Genomic DNA, 20,985 nt, shown 5'->3' on the forward strand with positions numbered 1-20,985 from the left:
CCGCTCCACGGCCCGGAGGGGAACCGGCCAGTATAGCAGGCCCGCCATAGCCGGGCCACTGAGCCGCTTCCGCGCCGAATCATGTACGTGGTACGACGAAAAATATGGCCAAATCGCTGGCAAATCGTTAAAAACACGCGAATTGGCCAGTGCAAGGTGGATCGACCCGATCGGGCCGTTACGATGCCGATACGGATGACTTTCACGGCCGGCCATCGCCGCGTGATCGTCGTATGATCGTCCCCGGTTCCCCTCATCATTCGTTTTCCCCCATTCAAAACCAAGGAGCTCGACCCAAGTGTGTGGCATTTGCGGTGAAGTGGCATTTGACGGCCTGCCGCCGGCGACGGATGTCGTCGGCGAAATGAATCGACGACTCACGCCCCGAGGCCCCGACGCCGAGGGACTCTACCGGCACAACGGCTCCATCTTCGGACATCGACGACTCGCCATCATCGACCTCTCCCCCAAGTCCGATCAACCGATGATCGACAAGAAACTCGGCCTCGGGATCGTCTACAACGGCGAAATCTACAACTACCGCGAACTGAAACGCGAGCTCTACCGCCTCGGGTACCACTTCTTTTCCGAAGGCGACACCGAAGTGCTGCTCAAGGCGTATCACGCTTGGGGCGAGTCGTTCGTCGAACAGCTCAATGGCATGTTCGCCTTCGCCATCTGGGATCAGAAGACCGGCCGCGTCGTCCTCGGGCGCGATCGGCTGGGCATCAAGCCGCTGTACTACGAACTGACGCCGCAGCGGCTGCGCTTCGCGTCGACCTTGCCCGCCATGATCGCCGCGGGCGATGTCGATACGTCGATCGACCCGATCGCGCTGCATCATTACATGACCTTCCACGCCGTCGTCCCCGCGCCGTACACGATGTTCAAAGGTGTGCGCAAACTGCCCCCCGCGACGATTATGACGATCGAATCCAGCGGGCAGGCGAAGTCCAAAACCTATTGGCATCCACAGTTCAACCGGCGCGAAGAAGACGCCAAACTCACCGCGGCGGATTGGCAGGAACTGATCCTCGATACGCTGCGCCGCTCGGTCAAACGCCGATTCATCGCCGATGTCCCCGTCGGCGTCCTGCTGTCGGGCGGGCTTGATTCGAGTCTCGTCGTGGGCCTCCTCGCCGAGTCCGGCCAGCAGCATCTCAACACGTTCTCGATCGGCTTCGAGTCCGTCAACGGCGAGGCCGGCAACGAGTTCAAGTATTCCGACCTGATCGCCAGGCACTTCGGCACGGAGCATCACCGCATTGCCGTCGAGTCCCCGCAGGCGATGGAACTTTTGCCCCGCTGCATCGAAGCGATGAGCGAACCGATGGTCAGTCACGATGTGATCGGCTTCTACCTCCTTTCGCAGGAAGTCGCCAAGCATGTCAAGGTTGTGCAGAGCGGGCAGGGGGCCGACGAAGTCTTCGCGGGCTATCACTGGTACCCCTCGATGGCGGCGAGCAAGGACGCTGTGACGGATTACGCGCGCGTGTTCTTCGACCGCCATCACGAGGACTACATCAAGGCCGTCAGCGCCGAATATGCGGACGACGACTTCTCGCGCGCGTTCGTGGCGGAGCATTTCGCGCAGTCCGGCGCGGACGCACCGATCGACAAGGCCCTGCGCCTCGACACGACGATCATGCTCGTGGACGACCCCGTCAAGCGCGTCGACAACATGACGATGGCGTGGGGCCTCGAAGCTCGCGTGCCCTTTCTCGATCACGAACTGGTCGAACTCGCCGGCCGCATCCCGCCGCAGCTCAAGATCGCTTCCGACGGCAAGGGCGTGCTCAAGGACGCGGCCCGGAAGGTGATCCCCCATGACGTGATCGACCGGGAAAAGGGCTACTTTCCGATGCCGGCGCTCAAGTACCTGCGCGGCGAATTTCTCGAAAAAGTGCGCGAAGTGCTCACCGACCCGGCGGCCCGGAAGCGCGGCCTGTTCAATCACGACTACGTGAACACGCTTCTCGCCGCCCCCGACGAGCACATCACGCCGCTGCGCGGCTCCAAGCTCTGGCAGATCGCCCTGCTGGAGTGGTGGCTTCAGACTCATCAGAAGTGAATTCACGGAAGGATTCGACCCATGCCCCGACGCGCCTCCACCGGTCTTCGCCTCGATCGTCTCGCCGGCCCGACGCAGCGCCATTGGGAGGACGCCCCCGCGCCGGATCATGCCCGGATGCGCGCCAATGTCGCGCTGCCCATGGGCTGGGGCCGTCTGCTGTTCGCGCATACTTATGACTCCGCCGAGTCGCTCGCCGCCGCGCTATGCGACGAGGAGCCGCACCAACGCGACATCGCGCTGTATGTGCGCGACCCGCACGTCGTGCTCTCGCTCGCGCCGCAGCGGCTTTTTCTCGATCCGTCGCACACCTATCGGCTCTGGTCCAACAACTACCGCCCGACGCAGCGGCAGACGCACGGCATGATCATCCGCCGCCTGCGCTCCCGCCGGGATGTCGAGCAGGTCAATCGCATCTATGCCTCCCGCGGGATGGTCAAGCTCGATCCCGACTGGGTCATGCGCGATGATGCCAATCGCCGTCTGTATCTTCACCTCGTCGCCGAGCAGCCGGTCGATGGGCAGATCATCGGCGCCGTCAGCGCGGTTGATCATGTCGAAGCGTTCGACGATCCCGAAAACGGCGCGAGTCTCTGGTGCCTCGCCGTCGATGCGCAGGTGTTCGCCCCCGGCATCGGCGAATCGCTGGTGCGTCACGTGATCGAGCATTTTCTGGCGCGCGAGCGCACGTACATCGACCTTTCCGTCATGCACGACAATCGTCTGGCGATCCGTCTCTACGAAAAGCTTGGCTTCGTCCGTATGCCCGCCTTCTGCGTCAAGCACAAAAACCCCATCAACGAACCGCTCTTCATCGCCCCCGCGCCCCCGGAACAGTTGAACCCTTATGCAAAGATTATTGTCGATGAAGCCCGCCGGCGGGGGATCGTCGTCGAGGTCGAAGACGCGGAAGTGGGCTATTTTCACCTGCATTTCGGCGGCCGCTCCGTCCGCTGCCGCGAATCGCTCAGCGAATTGACCACGGCCGTGGCGATGAGCCGGTGCGATGACAAGCGCGTGACGCGACGCGTGCTTGAGCGCGCCAAGCTGCGCGTCCCCGCCCAGTGCACCGCCGGCGAGCGCGACACGCACGAGACATTCCTGTCGCAGCATCAGCGCCTCGTCGTCAAACCCGCGCGGGGCGAACAGGGGGCGGGCATCCGCGTGGACCTATCGGACATGGGCGAAATCGAAGACGCCATCACGGCGGCGAAGTCGGTATGCGACGAAGTGTTGCTCGAGCAGTTCGTCGAAGGCGAGGACCTGCGCGTGGTCGTCATCGGCGAGAAGGTCGTCGCCGCCGCGGTGCGCCGGCCGGCCCAGATCGTCGGTACGGGCAAGCACACGGTTGGGCAACTCATCGAGATGTACAACCGCCGCCGCGCCGCCGCCACCGATGGCGAGAGCCGCGTGCCGATCGATGACGAGACGCGCCGCTGCATCAAAACAGCGGGGCGCGACATGGGCGATGTCCTGGCTGTCGACGAAACGCTGATCGTTCGCAAGACCGCGAACCTGCACACAGGCGGGACGATTCATGATGTGACCGCCGACCTGCACCCCGACCTCGCCGCCGCGTCGATCGAAGCGGCGCGGGCATTGGCGATCCCAGTCGTCGGGCTTGATCTGCTCGTCAAATCCCCGAGCGAATCCGAGTATGTGATCATCGAGGCCAACGAGCGGCCGGGCCTCGCGAACCACGAACCCCAACCAACCGCCGAGCGATTCATCGATCTGCTGTTCCCCAACAGTGCGATCGCTTCCTGACTTTTATGCCGAGGTTTCATGAACAAAATCCCCATCGACTCCGAGTACCTGACGCGCACGCTGCTCAAATTGCTGGAGATCCCCAGCCCGTCGGGATACACCGATGAGGTCGTGCGCTGTGTCGGGAAGGAACTCGAATCGCTGGGCATCGCGCACGAGATCACGCGCCGCGGCGCGATCCGCGCGAACCTCAAGGGCAGGACGAATTCGCCAAGCCGGGCGATTGTGTCGCATCTGGATACGCTGGGCGCGATGGTGCGCTGGCTCAAGCCGAACGGGCGAATGGGCGTGTCGCCGATCGGGACATGGCCGGCGCGATTCGCCGAGGGGGCGCGCGTGACGGTCATCACGCCGCGCGGCTCGTATCGCGGGACGATGCTGCCGCTCAAGGCGTCGGGGCATATCTACAACGAACAGGTCGAAACGCAGATCGCGAGCTGGGACAATCTGGAGCTGCGCGTCGATCACCCATGCGAGAACGATCAGGAGCTGTTTCATCTGGGACTGCGCGTGGGGGACTATGTCGCCGTCGACGCCCGGCCGGAGGTCGAGAATGGCTTCATCAATGCGCGGCACATCGATGACAAAGCCGGTGCGGCGTGCGTGTTGGCGGCGCTCGAAGCGGTGCAGCGCAGCGGCGTCGAACTGCCGCTGGATTGTCACGCGCTGTTCACGATCTTCGAGGAAGTCGGCTCCGGCGCGTCGGCGGTGCTTCACGGCGACATCGCCGAGTTGGTCGCCGTCGACAACGGCACGCCCGGCCCCGAGCAGAACGCCAGCGAGTTCGGCGTGACCGTCGCCATGATGGACATGAGCGGGCCGTTCGACTACCACCTGACGCAGAAGCTCCTGAATCTCTGCGAGCAGCATGACGTGCTGCACCAGCGCGACGTCATGCGGCACTACCGCTGCGACGCCGCCAGCGCCATCGAGGCGGGCAACGACATTCGCACCGCGCTGATCACGTTCGGCGTCGACGCGTCGCATGGTTACGAGCGCACGCACATGGATGCGCTGTCGAGCGTCACCACGCTTTTGACGCTGTACATGCAATCGGGTCCGACGGCGGCGCGCGATCAGCGCGAGCTTGGATCGCTGGAGGGATTCCCCGAGCAGCCGGGCGTGGAGGAAGCGCATCAGGAGCAGAGCCGGTGGATCCGCTCCGAAAGCTAGCGGACGCATCAGCGGCGGTCTTTTCGGAGGTTTTCGTCGAAGAATTGCGTGATGCGTTTGAAGGCGGAGCCGTCGTCGAAGATGTGATTGCCATGGCCGCCGAGGGGGTCGATGAGCAGATCGCTTTTGACGCCGGCGCGGCGGAGGGCGTCGTGCAGACGTTGGGCTTGGGAGACAGGGACGAGCGGATCGATTCGACCGTGAATGATCAGAAAGGGCGGATCGGTGGGATCGACGAAATAGAGCGGACTGGCGAGTTTGGCCAGGTCGGGCTTCTGTGCGGGCATGCCGCCGAGCAGCTTGTTGATCAGATCATCCGCGGCCGCCTTGAGCAGGCAATCTTCGTAGTGCAGCAAATCCGTCGGCCCCAGCGCGTCGCAGACCGCCTGCACATCCGACGATTGATCCAGGCAATCCCCTTCATCGCCTTCGAGCGCCTTTTCGCCGTGTCCGACCCCGAGCAGCGCGACAAGATGTCCGCCCGCCGAGGCGCCGACGGCGCCGATGCGCTTCGGGTCATAGCCGTACTTGTCGGCACTGGCGCGGAGGAAGCGGATCGCCGCCTTGCAGTCGTGAATCTGGGCCGGGTAGATCGCCACGTTCGAGAAGCGATATTCGACGGACGCGAGGGCGAAGCCCTGGTTGACCATGAACATGAGCGGTGGGTTGGCCTTGTTCCCGCCGACCCAGCCGCCGCCGTGAATCCAGACGACGAGCGGCGGCTTGGCCGGTCCCTTGAACTGCGGCACGTACAGATCGACATGCAGCGCCCGCCCGTTCACGGTGGCGTACACCGCGTCCTTCTCGATCCGCACCGCATCGATCTTCGGGTCCGCCCCGAGCAGCGGCGCGGACGCGAGCGAAAGCAGAACCAGCGCACGAAGCATCGATCGCATGATGTGTCTCATACCGGGAGTCTACCGATGAGGTCGCGCACCGGTTGCATTCGATCGCATCCAAGCCGCGGGCTGAGCGCAGCGAAGCCCCGGAACCCGCGCGGGCAATGACGCATGATCCTACTTGCCGTCGCTCTTGACGTATTTATCGAAGAATTCGAGGATTTTCCGCTGAAGTTCGGGCGCGCCGAATTCCTTGCCCCCGTGACCGGCCCCCGGCACGACGACCAGTTCGCAGGGCACGCCCGCCTTGCGCAGCGCCGCGTCAAAGTCGGTGCTCTGCTTAAGCGGCACGATCGGATCCTTCTCGCCGTGCAGGATCAACGTCGGCGCGTCATCAGGCGAAACGAACAAGAGGGGGCTGGCGAGTTTGGCGAGGGCGGCGTGCTCATCGGGCGGTCCGCCGAAAAGTTGGTTGAGCGAGACGGAGGCGCGGGCTTTGGTCGGGTCGCCGGTTTCCTGGAGGAAGTTGATGAAGTCCGTCGGGCCGTACAGATCGACGACCGCCTGCACGCGGCTCGACTGATCGAGATTGCCGCCGACATCGCCTTCGACTTCCTTCACGTCGGCGGTGGTCCCGAGCATGGCGACAAGATGTCCGCCCGCCGATCCGCCGGCGACGCCGATGCGCTTGGCGTCATACCCATACTTGTCGGCACCGGCCCGCAGGAACCGGATCGCCGCTTTGCAGTCGTGAATCTGGGCCGGGAAAATCGCCACCTGCGAGAAGCGATATTCGACCGACGCCACCGCGTATCCATGATCGACCAGATAAAGAATCGGCACGCCGCTCTTGCTTCCCTGCCGCCACCCTCCGCCGTGAATCCATACCACCAGCGGCTCGCCCTTGGCGTCCTTCGGCAAATACAGATCGAGCTTGAGCGAATGCCCGTCGACGTTGCCGTACTCGATGTCCTTGTGCTCGACGCGCTCGACGGCTCGCGCATTGCTCACCATCGCCATCAACACGAGTCCCGCCATGACGACCTTCACCGCGCGATGAAACATGTGTGCCTCCGTCGAAAGTGGATCAGCCTATTGTAACTATAAAGCCGAGGGCTGAGGGCCGCCGACTCCGTTCTGCGTAGCGCTTCGCGAAGCAGAAAGCCCCGGATATCTTGGATGACTTGCGTCAGAGGGCGTTCCGCCCTCTGACACCTCCTGGATGCGAAAAACCAAAAGCAGAACGCTCGCCGCGCCCCCGGAGGGGCTTCTCATTCTCCTGCCGCATTGGAACGGGTGCCGCGGCTTGCAAAGCCAAGCCGCGGCACCCGGCGTAGGGCAGGTGATTCACCTGCCGTCTTCTCAGATAGAAGAGGCAGGTCAATGACCTGCCCTACGTCACTGTCATCGTTACGAAAATCGAATGGGCTCTCGTGACACTTTGGGCGCATGGACATGAGAATCTCGCTCCGTGATTATTACATCCCCAATGTCAGCATTGCCCGAAACATTCACTTGGTGCCCAAATTTAATCTTGCGGAGACTTCCAAGAGCGCCAACTGCGACATGAGCGAATTGTCGAGCAAACGGCAACATCATCACAACGAGGGTTAATCGCATTGCTGTAACAAAGATACCGGCGGGCATTATCCACCGAGAAATCTCTTGAAAGATAGGAATTACAAGGATGTAAAGCAAGAATAGTGAAACAAAAGATTTCGCCTTTGCAAGCTCATCCAATTCAATTCGAACAAGACGTTGAACGAGTTTCACATCACCTTCGGGACTGCGAGGATACATTTCCAAGAGTGGAGGCGAATCGCCTACAGCAATGAATCGAAACCCTAGTCTTGTTCCCGGTTCAAGATATGAGATGGAATATTTGCGTTCGTTAGGCTTCGAGCTAGGATCATCGTCTGTTGTTAAACCGACTTCTTCCTGCGGATTTGGTTCTAAATAGCTTTCGATAATCTGATTCTTATCGGGAACCGCGAAACGAAGATGTAAGCTATTAATCAGTTGATTACCGGAATTAATCATGTCACATTTGATAAGAGAAAGCCCTTCAACCATGCGGCCGTTAAATGTGATCGCGACTTTGTCCTCTAAGCTCGCATCAACTTTGGGCGCAGTATTACTGATGTCAATTTCGTAGGAAATTTCTTTACGCGGCGCGTTTTTTCTCTTCAATACGTATAGGACGAAACTGCCTAAAGAACCTATAAGAGCGGAAGCCAATGCGACAAAGAGTGTCTGCCAGAACTCCAGATTGATAACTTCATGATTGTTTGCTGCGGCGTCTGTAGTCTGCGCCAAAGTTTTGAAGGCAATAGCAACAAGGGTATGCATCACGGGCTCCCGGAATTCACACGTCGAGATTCTTCACTTCCAGCGCGTGGTCTTCGATGAATTTGCGGCGTTGTTCGACGTTTTCGCCCATGAGGATGGTGAACAACTTCTCCGCTTCGCTGGCGGCGTCCCATGTGACGCGGAGGAGCGTGCGGTTGGCGGGGTTCATCGTGGTTTCCCAAAGCTGTTCGGCGTCCATTTCGCCCAGTCCTTTGAAGCGCTTGATCTCCATGCCGCTGCGGCCGATGGTGTGGACGGATTCGATGACGGAGGCGATGTTGGGGACGTCGACGAGCGTCGCTTCGCCGGAGCCGTGGTTGGTCGAGAGGGCGTAGCGCGTGGGGAGTTTTTCGCCGCTGACGCTGATCTCTTGTGTGAGGGCGTAGTCTTCGATGGGCAGGCCGACGGCGGCGAGCTGGGGCAGGAGCTTTTCGAGTTCCTTGACTTCGTGAAGTTCCTGGCGGGGGATGGCGATGCGGTCGCCCTTGCTGGTGAGTTGATACGCTTCGCTGGTCAAGGGGTCGATGGCGACGCCGCGCTCTTTCAGCGCGGCCATCTCGTCCTTCTCGTTCCAGAAAAACAGATTGTCACCACCGACGAGGACGCGGAAGCGGGGGAGGCGGCCGGTTTTTTCGGGGTCGTCGTTGCGCATCGTGAGGAAATCGACGAAGGGAACGCCGCGGCGTTCGACGATCGTCGCCAGTTCATCAAGCTGGGCGAGCATATTGATGACGCGGCGAAGCTCTTCGCCGGCGAGGCGCTTGAGTTCCTTGCCAGTGTCGTCGCGCAAAATCAGTTCGGTGCCGTCGAGACCCAGGTCGGTGAGCGTGTTGAAAAGCTTGCGCTCGTTGAGGACGTATTCATGCTTCTTGCCCCGGCTCGCCAGATACAGGGGGGGCTGGGCGATGTAGACGCGGTTCTGTTTGATCAGGTCGGACATCTGGCGGAAGAAGAAGGTCAAGAGCAGCGTGCGGATGTGCGAACCGTCCACGTCGGCGTCGGTCATGATGATGATCTTGCCGTAGCGGAGCTTACTGATGTCGAATTCTTCACCGATGCCGCAGCGGAGGGCTTGAATGATGACGCGGATTTCCTCGAAGCCGAGGATCTTGTCGAGCCGGGCTTTTTCCACGTTCAGAATCTTGCCCTTGAGCGGGAGGATCGCCTGGTACTCGCGGTCGCGTCCGCCCTTGGCGGAGCCGCCGGCGGAGTCGCCTTCGACGATGTACATTTCGGAGCGATCGACGTCCTTGCTGGTGCAGTCGGCGAGTTTGCCGGGCAGGCCCTGCGAATCGAGAGCGCCCTTGCGGCGGGTCAATTCGCGCGCCTTGCGGGCGGCCTCGCGGGCCTGGGCGGCGAGAATCGCCTTGGAGCAGATGCGCTTGGCATCGGTCGGATGCTCCTCGCACCACGCCCCCAGCGACTCGCCCACGGCCGTGTTCACCATGCCTTCGACTTCCCCGTTGAGCAGCTTGCCCTTGGTCTGGCCTTCGAACTGCGGGTTGGGGATCTTCACGCTGATGACGGCCACGATGCCTTCGCGCCAGTCATCGCCGGACGGGGCGGAGTCGCCTTTGAGGAGGCCGGAGTTTTTGGCGTAGTTGTTGAGCGTGCGGGTCAGCGCGGTTTTGAAGCCGGACAGGTGCGTTCCGCCGTCGACGGTGTTGATGTTGTTGGCGAAAGTCGTGATGACTTCGTTGTAGGAATCGACGTAGCGGAGGGCGATTTCGACGACGAGGGCGCCGTCGTTGGCGTCGGTCTTGATGTAAACGGGTTCGTGGAGCGAGGTTTTGCTCTCGGTCTGATGGCGGACCATTTCGACGATGCCGTCATTGAACTGGAAGGTTTCGGTTTTGCCGCCGGGTCGTGCGTCGGCGACGACGATCTTGATGCCGGGGTTGAGGTAGGCGCGCTCGCGGAGTCGGCCGGAGATGGTTTCGTAGGTGTGCTTGATGTCGCCGAAGATTTCCTTGTCGGGCCGCCAGGAGATTTTCGTGCCGCGCGTGGTGGATTCGCCGATGACTTTGAGCGGGTCGGTGGGGACGCCGCGCTCGAATCCCATGCTGTAGAGCTTGCCATCGCGGGCGACTTCGACTTCGAGCCATTCGGAAAGGGCATTGACGCAGGAGACGCCCACGCCGTGCAGTCCGCCGGAGACCTTGTAGGAGTTTGAGTCGAACTTGCCGCCGGCGTGGAGGATCGTCATGACGATTTCGACGGTGGGCTTGCCGTTGAGCTGGGGGTTCTCGTGCTTGTAGGGTCCGACGGGGATGCCGCGGCCGTTGTCGACGCAGGTGATCGACTCGTCGGGGTTGATGGTGACGTGGATTTCATCGCAGTGTCCGGCGAGGGCTTCGTCGATGGCGTTGTCGACGACTTCCCAGACCAGGTGATGCATGCCGCGTGCGTCGGTGCCGCCGACGTACATGGCGGGCCGCTTGCGCACGGCGGCGAGGCCCTCGAGCACTTTGATGGAATCTTCGGTGTAATCGCCGGCTGCGGCGGGGGTCTTGGGCTTGGTTTCGTCCATGAAATAGGCGCCTCAGTTGGCAGTTCGGAAGGCAAAAAGGCCCTTGAAAACAAGGGGGTTTTGACAGATGGGTATTTTAGCAGAAGGGGCGGTGCAAGGCCAGCGAAGGGGAGGCGAAGCACGCCGCGAGCGGCGTCGCTCAACTGGGCGGGGGGATGGGTTGAACTTAAGCGAAAAGCAGTCGCCGGCCTTTGGGGGTGGGGATCGGGTCACCGTGCTGTTTGGCGGTGTCGATCCACAACTGCGCGGCGTCTTTGGCGTTGGCCAGCGCCTGTTCCTGCGAGTCGCCGTGGGCAACACAGCCGGGCAATTCAGGAATCTCGGCCACGAAGACCTGATCCTCGGCGCTCCAGTAGATGATGACTTCATATTTGTCCATCAGAGCTTGTCTCCGAGTTTGTTCTTCACAATGATATCCCGGACCTGTCGCACCTGGTACACCTTGGGGTGATTTCCCTGTTTTTGCAGATTGGGCTTTTCGGCAACACCTTCACGGCGGAAGATATTGTGGCTGCCGCGGTGCTGCGCTCAAAACCAAGACGTTCCAGAAGGCCGCAAAGATCGTCAAACAAGATATTCGCATCGCTTGCGCCGCGAAGAATCTGGTCAAGAAGCTTGTCCCATTTGCCCATGTGACAAACCGTACACTTCGTCGACGCATTTCGCAATTGCGTCTTGGCGAATGCCACGCACACCGCGAGCGGCGTCGCTAAACGGGGCGGGGGTGGGCATGTTTGATGCGGCGTCGCTAAACTGGGGTGATGAAAGTCGCGCTGGTGGCGGATCCATTGTGGTTGATGCAGGAGTTGACGACGCTGCGGCGGCTCGTGGTGGGGCTCGTCGATGAGCAGGTCGGGGTGGTGCGGGTTCTGCCGGAGTGGTACAGCGAGCCGGAGGAGATGCAGAGCATGGCGGGGGATCGGCTGTGGTACGGGGGGAGCCGATGGCGCTTCTGGCGCGACCTTCAGTTGACGCGCGTCGCACTGACGATGAAGGATATCGACCTGGACCTGATTCATGTGATGGACGGGTCGTTGCAGACGGTGGGCCGGCGGATGGCGGCGACGTTGGAGGTGCCGCTGGTGGTGAGCGTGTGGAGCAAGGCGGAAGCGCAGATGCTCAAGCCGCACGCGGACGGCCCGCCGACGGCTTATCTCGCCGCCACGCCCGCGCTGGTCGAGGCCTGCCGCACGAGTCTCGGCCAAAGCGCCAGCATCGACTTGGTCCCCGTCGGCATCTACATGAGCGACATCGAGCGCGGTCCGCTGTCGGATCCGACGCACGCGCTGAGTTGCCTCGTCGTCGGCGACGGCCGGGCGGACGGGCATTATCAATCGCTGCTGGAAGGCATGGCGAAAGTGCGCGATCAGTTCGAGCAGGCGATGTACTTTTTCTACACCGTCGCCTCGGATCAGCATCTTCTATGGAAGGCGGCGGAGAAGCTGGGCCTGCTGGAGCAGGTGAGCATCGTGCCGTTCGAGCCGGGCAGCCGGGCGCTGTTGGTGCAGGCGGACGCGGTGATTCAGCCGCAGCCGCTGGGCTCGGTGCGGTCGCTGGTGCTGGAGGCGATGGCGGCGGGGCGGCCGGTGATCAGCATCGACGACCCGTATCTGGATTATCTGCACAAGGGCGAGTGTGCGCGGCTGTTGACGAAGCCGACGGCCGACGACTGGGCGGCTTGCCTGCTGGAACTGGTGCGCGAGCCGGGGCGCATGATCGACATGGGCCGCGCGGCGCGCGAGTACGTCCAGACGCATCACCCGGCGTCGAAGTTCGTCACGGGTACGCTCCAGCGGTATCGCCAGATGACGACGCCGGAGAATATTCCGTTTGTGAAATGACGCGCCTTGACTTTCGGAGGCGGGGGGACTTAAGTCCCCCCGCCTTGCATGAGATATTTATGCTGATCACGCACACGATTGACGAAACGCGCGACGCCGTTGGGACCTTGGGCGAGGTGGCGTTGGTGCCGACGATGGGGGCGCTGCACGCGGGGCACATGGCGCTGGTCAAGCGGGCGAAGATGCTTAGCAAACAGGTGGTGGTGTCCATCTTCGTGAACCCGACGCAGTTCGGGCCTCATGAGGATCTGGCGCGGTACCCGCGGCCGATCGAACGGGACCTTGCCATGTGCCGCACGGCGGGGGTCGATCTGGCGTTCTGCCCGACGGTGGATGTGATGTATCCGGCGGACGAACTGGAGGTCACGGTCGACGTGCCGGCGATGAGCGCGGTGCTGGAGGGGGTCGCGCGGCCGGGGCATTTTGTGGGCGTGTGCCGCGTGGTGGCGAAGCTGTTCTCGATCGTGCAGCCGCGCACGGCGGTGTTCGGCATGAAGGACTATCAGCAGCTCAAGGTCATCGAGGCGATGACGGCGGGGCTTTGCCTGCCGGTCCGGATCGAAGCGGCGCCGACGGTGCGCGAGGCGGACGGGCTGGCGCTGTCGAGCCGAAATGTTTATTTGACGAGCGAGCAACGCCCGGCGGCGCTGTCCTTGAGCAAAGCACTGGCGGAGGCGGAGACGATGATCCGCGACGGCGTGCTGGACCCGGCGTCGATCGAGTCGGCGATGCGGATGCAGATGCAGGCGCATCATGTGGCGGTGGATTACGCGGCGGTGCGCAGCGCGCGGACGCTGGCGGTATTGGATGTGGTGAATGTGGAACTGGCGCCGGTGGTGTGTCTGGTGGCGGGGCGCGTGGGGACGACGCGGCTGATTGATAATCGGGTCGTTGCGGGGTCGCGGTAGTGGATTGATGTCACCACTTCGCGACATCACCCCATCGCCAATTGAAGCGCGGGGCGGTGCCCCGCTGCTAAACATGAAGACAATCAGTCGGCGGGAGGGGCGATTTCGCCGCCGGTGGTGACGAAGCTGAGTTGTTCGAGTTCGGCGGCGACGTCGAGATTGCGGACGCTCATGCCGGCGGGGGTCTGAAGCTGAATCGGCGCGAAGTTGAGGATGCCGCGGATGCCGACATCGGCGAGTTTGGCGACGACATCCTGCGCCGCCTCAGCGGGGACGGCCACGATGGCGAGCCGCACATGCTCCCGCGCCACCGTCTGGGCCAATTCGTTCATCGGCCTCACCGGCAGCTTGCCGACCTTCTTGCCGACCTTGCGCGGGTCCGAATCGAACACGGCCACGAGGTCGAAGCCCTTTGAGCGGAAGCCCTGGTAGGCGGCGACGGCCTTGCCGAGGTTGCCGGCCCCGATGAGGAGGGTGGGGCTGATGCGGTCGGTGCCGAAGATGGTGCGCAGGCGGTGGATGAGGGGGATGACCTCGTAGCCGACGCCCGGACGCCCGAACTGCCCGAAGTAGGCCAGGTCCTTGCGGACCTGCGCATCGGTGAGGCCCAGCGATTGGGCGAGGTTGTGGCTGGACACGGTGGCGACCTGATGCGCCTGAAGCTGCTCGAGCTGCCTCAGGTACAGACTCAGGCGGCGGACCGCGGGATTGGGCACGTCCGAGCGATGGCGACTCATGGGCGAAAGATACGGACGCATCCGCCGATGGTCAAGGACGGCAAGCGAGTTGCAAGCTAAAATGTGTCAGCGGGTTGTGGAGCGATTCGCTTGACATGGAACACGGATGTTTGATAAGGTTGCCCCGCTCACACCGCACCGGCGAGCGCCCGGGCGGTCTTCCCCTAATGCTGCGTCGGAGCCGTGGATGCTCAATCGAGGCCGGATGGATTCAAATCGCCTGACCACGTGCGCGGTCGCCATGTGGTTGTTTGTCTTTTCCATCTCCGTCTTCGCGCAGCGTCAGGGTCTGAGCGACGATATTCTCACCGCGCCGGGCCCGCTGTCGCCTCAGCAGACGGAGAAGATCGAAACGTACGCCAAGTACTGGTCGGATGTGCTTTGCCGCGGCGAGTCGCCGGATGCGATCGCCGAGGCGCGCGACCGGCTGCTCGGTCCTTTCCGCGCGGTGGCGCCACCGACGAGCGACGTCGTGAAGGATGCACTGGCCAGCGCGGCGGCGGCGATGCTCAATAAATGTTCCAGCGCCAAGGATCCGGTCGTGCGCATGAACGCACTGATCGTCGTGGCCGAACTGCCGACGAGCGCTTCGGACAAGCTGATCATCGCGTCGTTGACCGATGCGAATCAGGCCAACCGCTACTGGGCCGCCAAGTCCATCGCCGAGCTGTCGCGCTTCGCCCAGCCGGGGCAGTCGCTCTTCACGCAGGCCCAGCAGGACGCCTTGCTGGCGGCGATGAAGAAGGCGATGCCGGGCGAAACGTCGGACGTGGTGCTCGAGCAGATGTACCGGGCGCTTGGCGCGCTGACGATCGTCGAAGCGCAGGACACGCTCCTGGACATTCTCGATCAGCGCGTGGCGGCGGCGTCGAAGCAGATCACCGGCGGGCTGCGGGCGGACAAGCAGGGGCTTTTGAATCTGTACACCCGCCTCGTCGTGCAGCAGGCGGTCGGCAACAATGTCGCCAAGCCGCTGCATCGCCTGACCGCCATCAGCGGTAAGTACCTGCTCGTCGTCGCCACCGCGCTTCAGGCCAAGAAGGTCGACGCGGAGCTGGTTCCCGCCTGCCTCGACGTCGTTGATGCGGTGGAGGAAATCTTCAAGTATTCGCTCAAGACGCTCGACCCCGCCCACGCCGCGGGGCCTGAACTGAGCGCGCCCGCCAAGGGCGGCAACTTCGCCGCGCTCCTGCTCGCCACCCTCGACTGGGTCGGCGACAAGAACAAGCCGGGCATCCTTTCGACCTCCGCCATCGGCATCGCTCCCGAAGAACTGAAGATCGGCGGGTGAGTCGGGGATCGGGGATCGGGGTTCAAACACAAATCCAAACAAGCCGCGGGCTCAGGCGCCGCCGAAGCTCCGGATGGTCTTCGCGTGCTCGCACAATCCGTTATGATGGCGCGCTCCTGATGGAGTGCGTCGTTGATGCGCGTGTTGATTCCGTTCATTCTCATCGCCGTGCTGCTGGCGGCGTTCATGGCATGGGACCGCCCCGAGCCGCGCGCCGAGCTGGTCAGCGCGTACACCTCGATCGGCACGATCGATCCGCAGATGGTCGAAGCCACCGAAGACGTCCGCGTCGCCTATGCGCTCTTTGAAGGACTCTGCACCTTCGACCCCGACAAGTTCACCGTCATCCCCGGCATCGCGTCCTCATGGGACATCTCCGAAGACGGCAACACGTTCACCTTCCATCTCCGCCCCGACGCCCGCTGGTCCGACGGCTCGCCGCTGACCGCGCAGGACTTCCGCTACACCTGGCGCATCGGCCTGATGCCCGACACCGCCGAGCCCTATCAGCAGTTCCTTCTGGACATCAAAGGCGGGAAGGCCTTTTTCGACTGGTGCGACAAGGCGCTGGAGCAGGTCAACGCCATCGCCGATCCGTCCGCCCGCATGGCGGCGGCGCGCCAGCGCGTGCAAGACAGCATCGCCAGGTTCGACGAGCTCGTGAGCGTCAAACTCATCGATGAGCACACGCTGTCCGTCACCACCGAGCGGCATATTCCCTACATGCTCGAAATCTTCGCGTCCTGGCCGACGTTCCCGCTGCCCCGGCACGTCGTCGAACCGATGACGCACGTCGACGGCTCCTCGCGCATGCTCCGCCGCGATCCCCAGTGGGTCAAACCCGATCACATCGTCTGCAACGGGCCTTACATTCTGACCGACTGGCAGTTCAAGCGCTACCTGAGCTTCGCCGCCAATCCGTACTACTGGAACGCCCAGAACGTCGCGTGCAAAACCGTACGGCTCGACAACTACAAAGACCCCGGCACGATGTTCGTCGCCTACGAAAGCGGATCGCTGGATGTCATGATCGGCGCGGAGGCATTGAAGATCACGCCCGAACTGATCGCCGCCGGCCGCGCCGGGCTGCGCGACGATGTGCATGAGGTGGACGGGTACGGGACCTACTACTACGTGTTCAATGCGCAGAAGAAACTGGCGGACGGGCGGGATAATCCGTTTTACGATCCGCGCGTGCGCAAGGCGTTCGCCCTCTCGATCGACAAGAAGGCGCTGACGGAGCGCGTCACCCGGCTCTACCAGACGCCGACGAACGTGTTCGTCCCGAAGGGTGCGATCGAAGGGTATCGCTCGCCGGCGGGGCTGGATCGCGATCCCGAATTGGCGCGCAAGCTGCTCGCCGAAGCCGGCTACCCCGGCGGCCAGGGCCTGCCCGTCATCGAGATGACCTACAACACCGGGTCCGGTCACGACAACATCGCTCAGGCGATCGCCAAGATGTGGGCCGACGAACTGGGCGTGAAAGTGGCGACCGACGCGCAGGAATGGAAAGTCTTTCTGACCCGCCGCGGCGAAGGCAAATTCATGATCGCGCGCGGCGGATGGTTCGGCGACTACACCGATCCGACGACGTTCCTGAACCTCTTCCAGACGGGCGATCCGAAAAATGAAGGGCGCTTCACCGATCCGAAATACGACGCGATGCTCGCCGAGGCCGCCCGGACGCTCGATCCGCAAAAGCGCCTGAACATCCTCAGCGAAGCCGAGAACTACGTCATGACCGACCAGATGCCCATCGTCCCGCTCTACTACTACAAGCTGCTGCACATGTACGACCCCAAGCGCGTCAGCGGCGTGAGTCTGCACCCGCGGAATCTGCAGATGTATCACTTGATGAAGATCACCGGCGGCCGGTAGCACGTGAACCCCCCTCCCTTTGAGGGAGGGGCTGGGGGAGGGTGAAGCGTATCAGTTCAGATTGTCTGCACATCGATGCGGACGCGGGTCGACCTGATACGATTCACCCCCACCCAACCCTCCCCCTCGCGGGGGAGGGCCATGCGGCGAACACTCATGCTTCGATTCATCACCATCCGACTCGCCCAACTGCCGCTGCTCCTGTGGGTCATCTACACGGGCACGTTCATGCTGGCGTGGGTCGTGCCGGGCAATCCGCTGCAGCGCGGCGACCGCGTGCCCGAGCAGCGCATCGTCGAAGCCATGCTCGCCCGCTACAGTCTCGACGATCCCGTCAAGTGCTACGTCCAATACCTCATCGGCAAGCGCGATGAAGACGGCGTGCGGCGCGGCGGGGTCATCCGCGGCGACCTGGGGCCGAGCATGTCCTACACCGACTGGACCGTCAATCAGATCATCGGCTCGTCCCTGCCCGTCAGCGTCGAACTGGGACTGGGCGCGATCGTCATCGCGCTGATCGTCGGCGTCGTCGTCGGCGTCATCGGCGGCGTCTTCGACGGCGTCTCGCTGGGCATCGTCCTCGTCGGCATCAGCTTGCCGACCTTCGTGACCGGCTCGGCGCTCCTGGCGATCTTCTGCCTGAATCTGCGTTGGGTCCCCATCGGTTGGGGCGGCCTCAGTCAGATGATCCTCCCGATGATCACCCTCAGTCTCCCCTTCGCCGCGTACATCGCCCGGCTCACCCGGCTGGGCATGATCGATGTCATGACCAGCGACTTTATCCGCACCGCCCGCGCCAAGGGGCTCGCCCCCGGCAAGGTCGTCTTCAAGCACGGTCTGAAGGTCGCCTTCCTGCCCGTGCTCAGCTTTCTGGGCCCGGCGGCGGCGGGGGCGATGACCGGGTCGTTCGTCGTCGAGCAGGTGTTCAACATCCCCGGCATGGGCCAGCACTTCGTCGCCGCGGTGCAGAACAAGGACCTGTTTCTGAGCATGGGCGTCGTCCTCGTCTACGCCGTGCTGCTGATCGTCTTCAATCTGCTCGTCGATGTCGCGTACACCCTCGTCGATCCGCGCATCGAGCTTTGACGCAACAGTGTTGCCGCAAAGCAACAGGCCCGAGGGGCGATGATGCATGCACGCCACATCCGTCGCGACCGTCCGACAGGCGTTTTTGACCCATGAAAATTTGTTTTCGCTCGTAAAGCCATGATTCATCATGGATTAGGTTTGGATGCGTCCGCAAGCGTGATCCCGCGTTTTCGTGTGGCAACGGGCTTGTTCTAAGTCCTTTCGTCACCGGCTGACTGGGTTCAGCCCATTTACGAGGACGCATTTCCATGGACGAAAACGTTTTCCAGACCAAACTGGCGGAACTGATGAGCGAGATTTCGACGTTGCCCGCCAGCGAGCGTGCCAAACTCCAGGCCCTGGCCGACGCCACCCAGAACCGGCACCAGAAGCTTCGCAAGACGGTGTCGGACCTGCAGGAAAGTCTCGATTACCTGCGGCTGTCGATCAAGTACCTGATGTTCGATCTGGAGGCGACGCGTCGGGAAAACAACTACCTCCGCAAGATGCTCGAAGAGGAAGCGGCGGAGAACGAAGACCGAGAAGGCGGGGAAATGATCTGAGAAAGTGTGGGCTGGATTCAGGGAAATCCGTCGCCCGGTCGTGAGAACCAAGAGAGCAAAGCGGCCGCGACTGCCCCCCAGTTCGCGGTCGCTTTGTTTATGGGGGGCGTCTTGCCTGTGTCAAAACGCGCTGATATACTTGCCCCTTCGATTGGACCCGAGCAAACCCGTACTGGTAGCGCGCTATGCCCACGATTAATCAGTTGATCCGCAACCCCCGCCGCCCGCAGACCGCCAAGTCCAAGGTCAAGGACCTGGGCAACAGCCCGCAGAAGCGCGGCGTGTGCCTCAACGTCCGCACCGTGACCCCCAAGAAGCCCAACTCGGCGCTTCGCAAGGTCGCCCGCGTGCGCCTCAGCAACGGCAACGAAGTCACCGCCTACATCCCCGGCGAAGGCCACAACCTTCAGGAGCACTCGATCGTGCTCGTCCGAGGCGGCCGCGTGCGTGACCTGCCCGGTGTGCGCTACCACATCATCCGCGGCTCCCTCGACACGCTCGGCGTCGACGGCCGCAAGCAGTCCCGCTCCAAGTACGGCCAGAAGAAGGGCAAGTAACCTCACCGTTTAGCGGCGGGGCATCGCCCCGCGTTTTCATTTTCACCCCGGCAAGTAACCCGCCCGCCCGACGGGCCGGTGAACGAAGCCCCGAATCGCTTCGGGGCAGACGAGCCGAAAGGAACCCACCATGGCTGGAAGAATCACCCGCGCCGAAGACCAACTCCGTCCCGACCCCAAGTTCGGATCCAAAGCCCTCGCCCGTTTCATCAACTGCGTCATGCGTGACGGCAAGAAGTCCGTCGCGGAGCGCGTGGTGTACGATGCGCTGGCGCTGATCGAGGAGCGCACCAAGGGCAAGCCCAGCGCGATGGAAGTCTTCGAGGCGGCGATCGAGAACGTCAAGCCCCGCGTCGAAGTCCGCTCCAAGCGCGTCGGCGGCGCCAACTACCAGGTCCCGATGCAGGTCAACCGCCGTCGTCAGATGTCGCTGGCCTACCGCTGGATCATCACCAGCGCCCGCGAGGAAAAGGGCAAGCCGATGTCGCACCGTCTGGCCCGCGAGCTTTATGACGCTTCCAACCGCGAAGGCAAGGCCGTCAACATCAAGGAACAGACCCACCGCATGGCCGACGCCAACAAGGCGTTCGCCCACTTTGCCTGGTAACCCCAAGCCGCGGGCTCAGGGCAGCCAAGCCCCGGATTCAGGTTCCGACTGGTTCGACACCCCCAACCGGCGACCCGCACGATGGCGAGCACTTTTGTCCAAGCCGTCCGACGCGTTCGCCGGTTTTTTCGTTACATGAGCGGCCGGGATCTGATGCAGGGCGTGCAGATCCGATTGCCCGTCGAGCGGCACGGGTCCGACTATGGCGGATGGAACATCGTGGCCGGCTCGCTCAACGCCGACAGCATCGTCTACGCCTTCGGCGTCGGCACGGACATCAGCTTCGACCTCTCGCTCATCGATCGCTACAAGCTGACGGTGCATGCGTACGACCCGACGCCGCGGTCGATGGCATGGGTCGAGCAGCAAAGCGTGCCGCCGGGGTTTGTGTTTCACCCGGTGGGCGTGGCGAACTTCGACGGCGAAGCGTCGTTCGACGCGCCGGCGGACGAGTCGCATGTGTCGTTCACGATGAAATCGGGGGCGGCGGGTCAGGTCAGCGCGCCGGTCCGCAAGCTCACGACGCTCATGGCCGAACTGGGCCACGATCACATTGATCTGGTGAAGATGGACATCGAGGGGGCGGAATACGATGTGATCGACGACATGCTCGACCAGTCGCTGGACATCCGCCAGTTCCTGGTGGAGTTTCATCACCGCATGAGCGGTAAACATCTGGAGCGGACACGTCATGCCATCGCCCGGCTCAACGCCGCGGGGTACAAGGTTTTCGCCGTCGCCGCGACGGGTGAGGAATTCAGTTTTATAAGGGCGTAGGGGTTTGAGTTTCTAGTTTCTGGTTTCTA

Annotated in this window: 18 protein-coding genes and 1 pseudogene; 12 read left to right on the top strand and 7 right to left on the bottom strand. The window is 62.6% G+C overall.

Annotated features, from left to right (window positions below; genetic code table 11):
* Positions 1 to 298 precede the first annotated feature (298 nt).
* Genes GC162_09495 through GC162_09505 form a run of 3 tightly spaced genes read left to right on the top strand, consistent with a single transcriptional unit; the run spans position 299 to position 5,011 of the window.
* Entirely contained in the window at positions 299 to 2,071 is a 1,773-nt protein-coding gene (locus tag GC162_09495) for an N-acetylglutaminylglutamine amidotransferase (GenBank protein ID MBI1368872.1), read from the top strand.
* Positions 2,072 to 2,092: 21 nt separating this feature from the next.
* Positions 2,093 to 3,838, top strand: a complete 1,746-nt coding sequence (gene ngg / locus GC162_09500; GenBank protein ID MBI1368873.1) for an N-acetylglutaminylglutamine synthetase — start codon at positions 2,093 to 2,095, stop codon at positions 3,836 to 3,838.
* An 18-nt stretch (positions 3,839 to 3,856) separates the two neighbouring features.
* Entirely contained in the window at positions 3,857 to 5,011 is a 1,155-nt protein-coding gene (locus GC162_09505; GenBank protein MBI1368874.1) for an osmoprotectant NAGGN system M42 family peptidase, read from the top strand.
* An 8-nt stretch (positions 5,012 to 5,019) separates the two neighbouring features.
* Here the strand turns inward: GC162_09505 and GC162_09510 are convergent, their stop codons facing one another.
* The 6 genes and pseudogenes from GC162_09510 to GC162_09535 all read right to left on the bottom strand — a co-directional run bounded on the left by GC162_09510 (position 5,020) and on the right by GC162_09535 (position 11,361).
* Entirely contained in the window at positions 5,020 to 5,919 is a 900-nt protein-coding gene (locus GC162_09510) for an alpha/beta hydrolase fold domain-containing protein (protein ID MBI1368875.1), read from the bottom strand.
* 108 nt (positions 5,920 to 6,027) lie between these two features.
* Positions 6,028 to 6,915: an alpha/beta hydrolase fold domain-containing protein gene (locus GC162_09515; protein ID MBI1368876.1), complete on the bottom strand. Its 888-nt coding sequence runs from the start codon at positions 6,913 to 6,915 to the stop codon at positions 6,028 to 6,030.
* Between the two features lie 345 nt (positions 6,916 to 7,260).
* Positions 7,261 to 8,199 (bottom strand): hypothetical protein, encoded by a 939-nt coding sequence (locus GC162_09520; protein ID MBI1368877.1) that lies wholly within the window; start codon positions 8,197 to 8,199, stop codon positions 7,261 to 7,263.
* A 16-nt stretch (positions 8,200 to 8,215) separates the two neighbouring features.
* Positions 8,216 to 10,729, bottom strand: coding sequence for a DNA topoisomerase (ATP-hydrolyzing) subunit B (gyrB, locus tag GC162_09525; GenBank protein ID MBI1368878.1), 2,514 nt, complete (start codon positions 10,727 to 10,729; stop codon positions 8,216 to 8,218).
* Between the two features lie 166 nt (positions 10,730 to 10,895).
* A complete protein-coding gene (locus tag GC162_09530; protein ID MBI1368879.1) occupies positions 10,896 to 11,108 on the bottom strand; it encodes a type II toxin-antitoxin system HicB family antitoxin in 213 nt (70 codons plus the stop codon).
* A pseudogene (locus tag GC162_09535) lies at positions 11,108 to 11,361 on the bottom strand (type II toxin-antitoxin system HicA family toxin). The gene GC162_09530 and the pseudogene GC162_09535 overlap by 1 nt, the downstream one beginning before the upstream one ends.
* Before the next feature lie 129 nt (positions 11,362 to 11,490).
* Here GC162_09535 and GC162_09540 point away from each other — a divergent pair.
* Together GC162_09540 and GC162_09545 are read left to right on the top strand one after the other, a co-directional pair.
* The gene (locus GC162_09540) at positions 11,491 to 12,570 is read left to right on the top strand and encodes a glycosyltransferase (protein ID MBI1368880.1); all 1,080 of its coding nucleotides are present in this window, start codon (positions 11,491 to 11,493) and stop codon (positions 12,568 to 12,570) included.
* A gap of 59 nt (positions 12,571 to 12,629) precedes the next feature.
* On the top strand, positions 12,630 to 13,478 hold the full coding sequence (locus GC162_09545; protein ID MBI1368881.1) for a pantoate--beta-alanine ligase: 849 nt from the start codon (positions 12,630 to 12,632) through the stop codon (positions 13,476 to 13,478).
* 83 nt (positions 13,479 to 13,561) lie between these two features.
* On the opposite strand, the gene GC162_09550 is transcribed toward GC162_09545, so the two are convergent.
* Positions 13,562 to 14,215 (bottom strand): redox-sensing transcriptional repressor Rex, encoded by a 654-nt coding sequence (locus tag GC162_09550; protein ID MBI1368882.1) that lies wholly within the window; start codon positions 14,213 to 14,215, stop codon positions 13,562 to 13,564.
* Positions 14,216 to 14,420: 205 nt separating this feature from the next.
* Between GC162_09550 and GC162_09555 the strand changes: the two genes are divergently transcribed.
* From GC162_09555 to GC162_09585, 7 genes are all read left to right on the top strand, one after another.
* Positions 14,421 to 15,506 carry a hypothetical protein gene (locus tag GC162_09555; GenBank protein MBI1368883.1) on the top strand — a complete coding sequence of 362 codons (1,086 nt, stop codon included), beginning with the start codon at positions 14,421 to 14,423 and terminating at the stop codon, positions 15,504 to 15,506.
* A gap of 135 nt (positions 15,507 to 15,641) precedes the next feature.
* Positions 15,642 to 17,384, top strand: a complete 1,743-nt coding sequence (locus tag GC162_09560) for a hypothetical protein (protein ID MBI1368884.1) — start codon at positions 15,642 to 15,644, stop codon at positions 17,382 to 17,384.
* Between the two features lie 156 nt (positions 17,385 to 17,540).
* Positions 17,541 to 18,470: an ABC transporter permease subunit gene (locus tag GC162_09565; protein ID MBI1368885.1), complete on the top strand. Its 930-nt coding sequence runs from the start codon at positions 17,541 to 17,543 to the stop codon at positions 18,468 to 18,470.
* Positions 18,471 to 18,721: 251 nt separating this feature from the next.
* Positions 18,722 to 19,015 (top strand): transcriptional regulator, encoded by a 294-nt coding sequence (locus GC162_09570; GenBank protein ID MBI1368886.1) that lies wholly within the window; start codon positions 18,722 to 18,724, stop codon positions 19,013 to 19,015.
* 185 nt (positions 19,016 to 19,200) lie between these two features.
* On the top strand, positions 19,201 to 19,572 hold the full coding sequence (locus GC162_09575) for a 30S ribosomal protein S12 (protein MBI1368887.1): 372 nt from the start codon (positions 19,201 to 19,203) through the stop codon (positions 19,570 to 19,572).
* A gap of 130 nt (positions 19,573 to 19,702) precedes the next feature.
* The gene (rpsG, locus tag GC162_09580; protein ID MBI1368888.1) at positions 19,703 to 20,179 is read left to right on the top strand and encodes a 30S ribosomal protein S7; all 477 of its coding nucleotides are present in this window, start codon (positions 19,703 to 19,705) and stop codon (positions 20,177 to 20,179) included.
* Between the two features lie 81 nt (positions 20,180 to 20,260).
* Complete coding sequence (locus tag GC162_09585; protein MBI1368889.1) at positions 20,261 to 20,956, top strand: FkbM family methyltransferase; 696 nt, start codon at positions 20,261 to 20,263, stop codon at positions 20,954 to 20,956.
* Positions 20,957 to 20,985: the final 29 nt, after the last annotated feature.

The organism is Planctomycetota bacterium (genome assembly GCA_016125255.1).
GTDB lineage: Bacteria > Planctomycetota > Phycisphaerae > Phycisphaerales > Zrk34 > RI-421.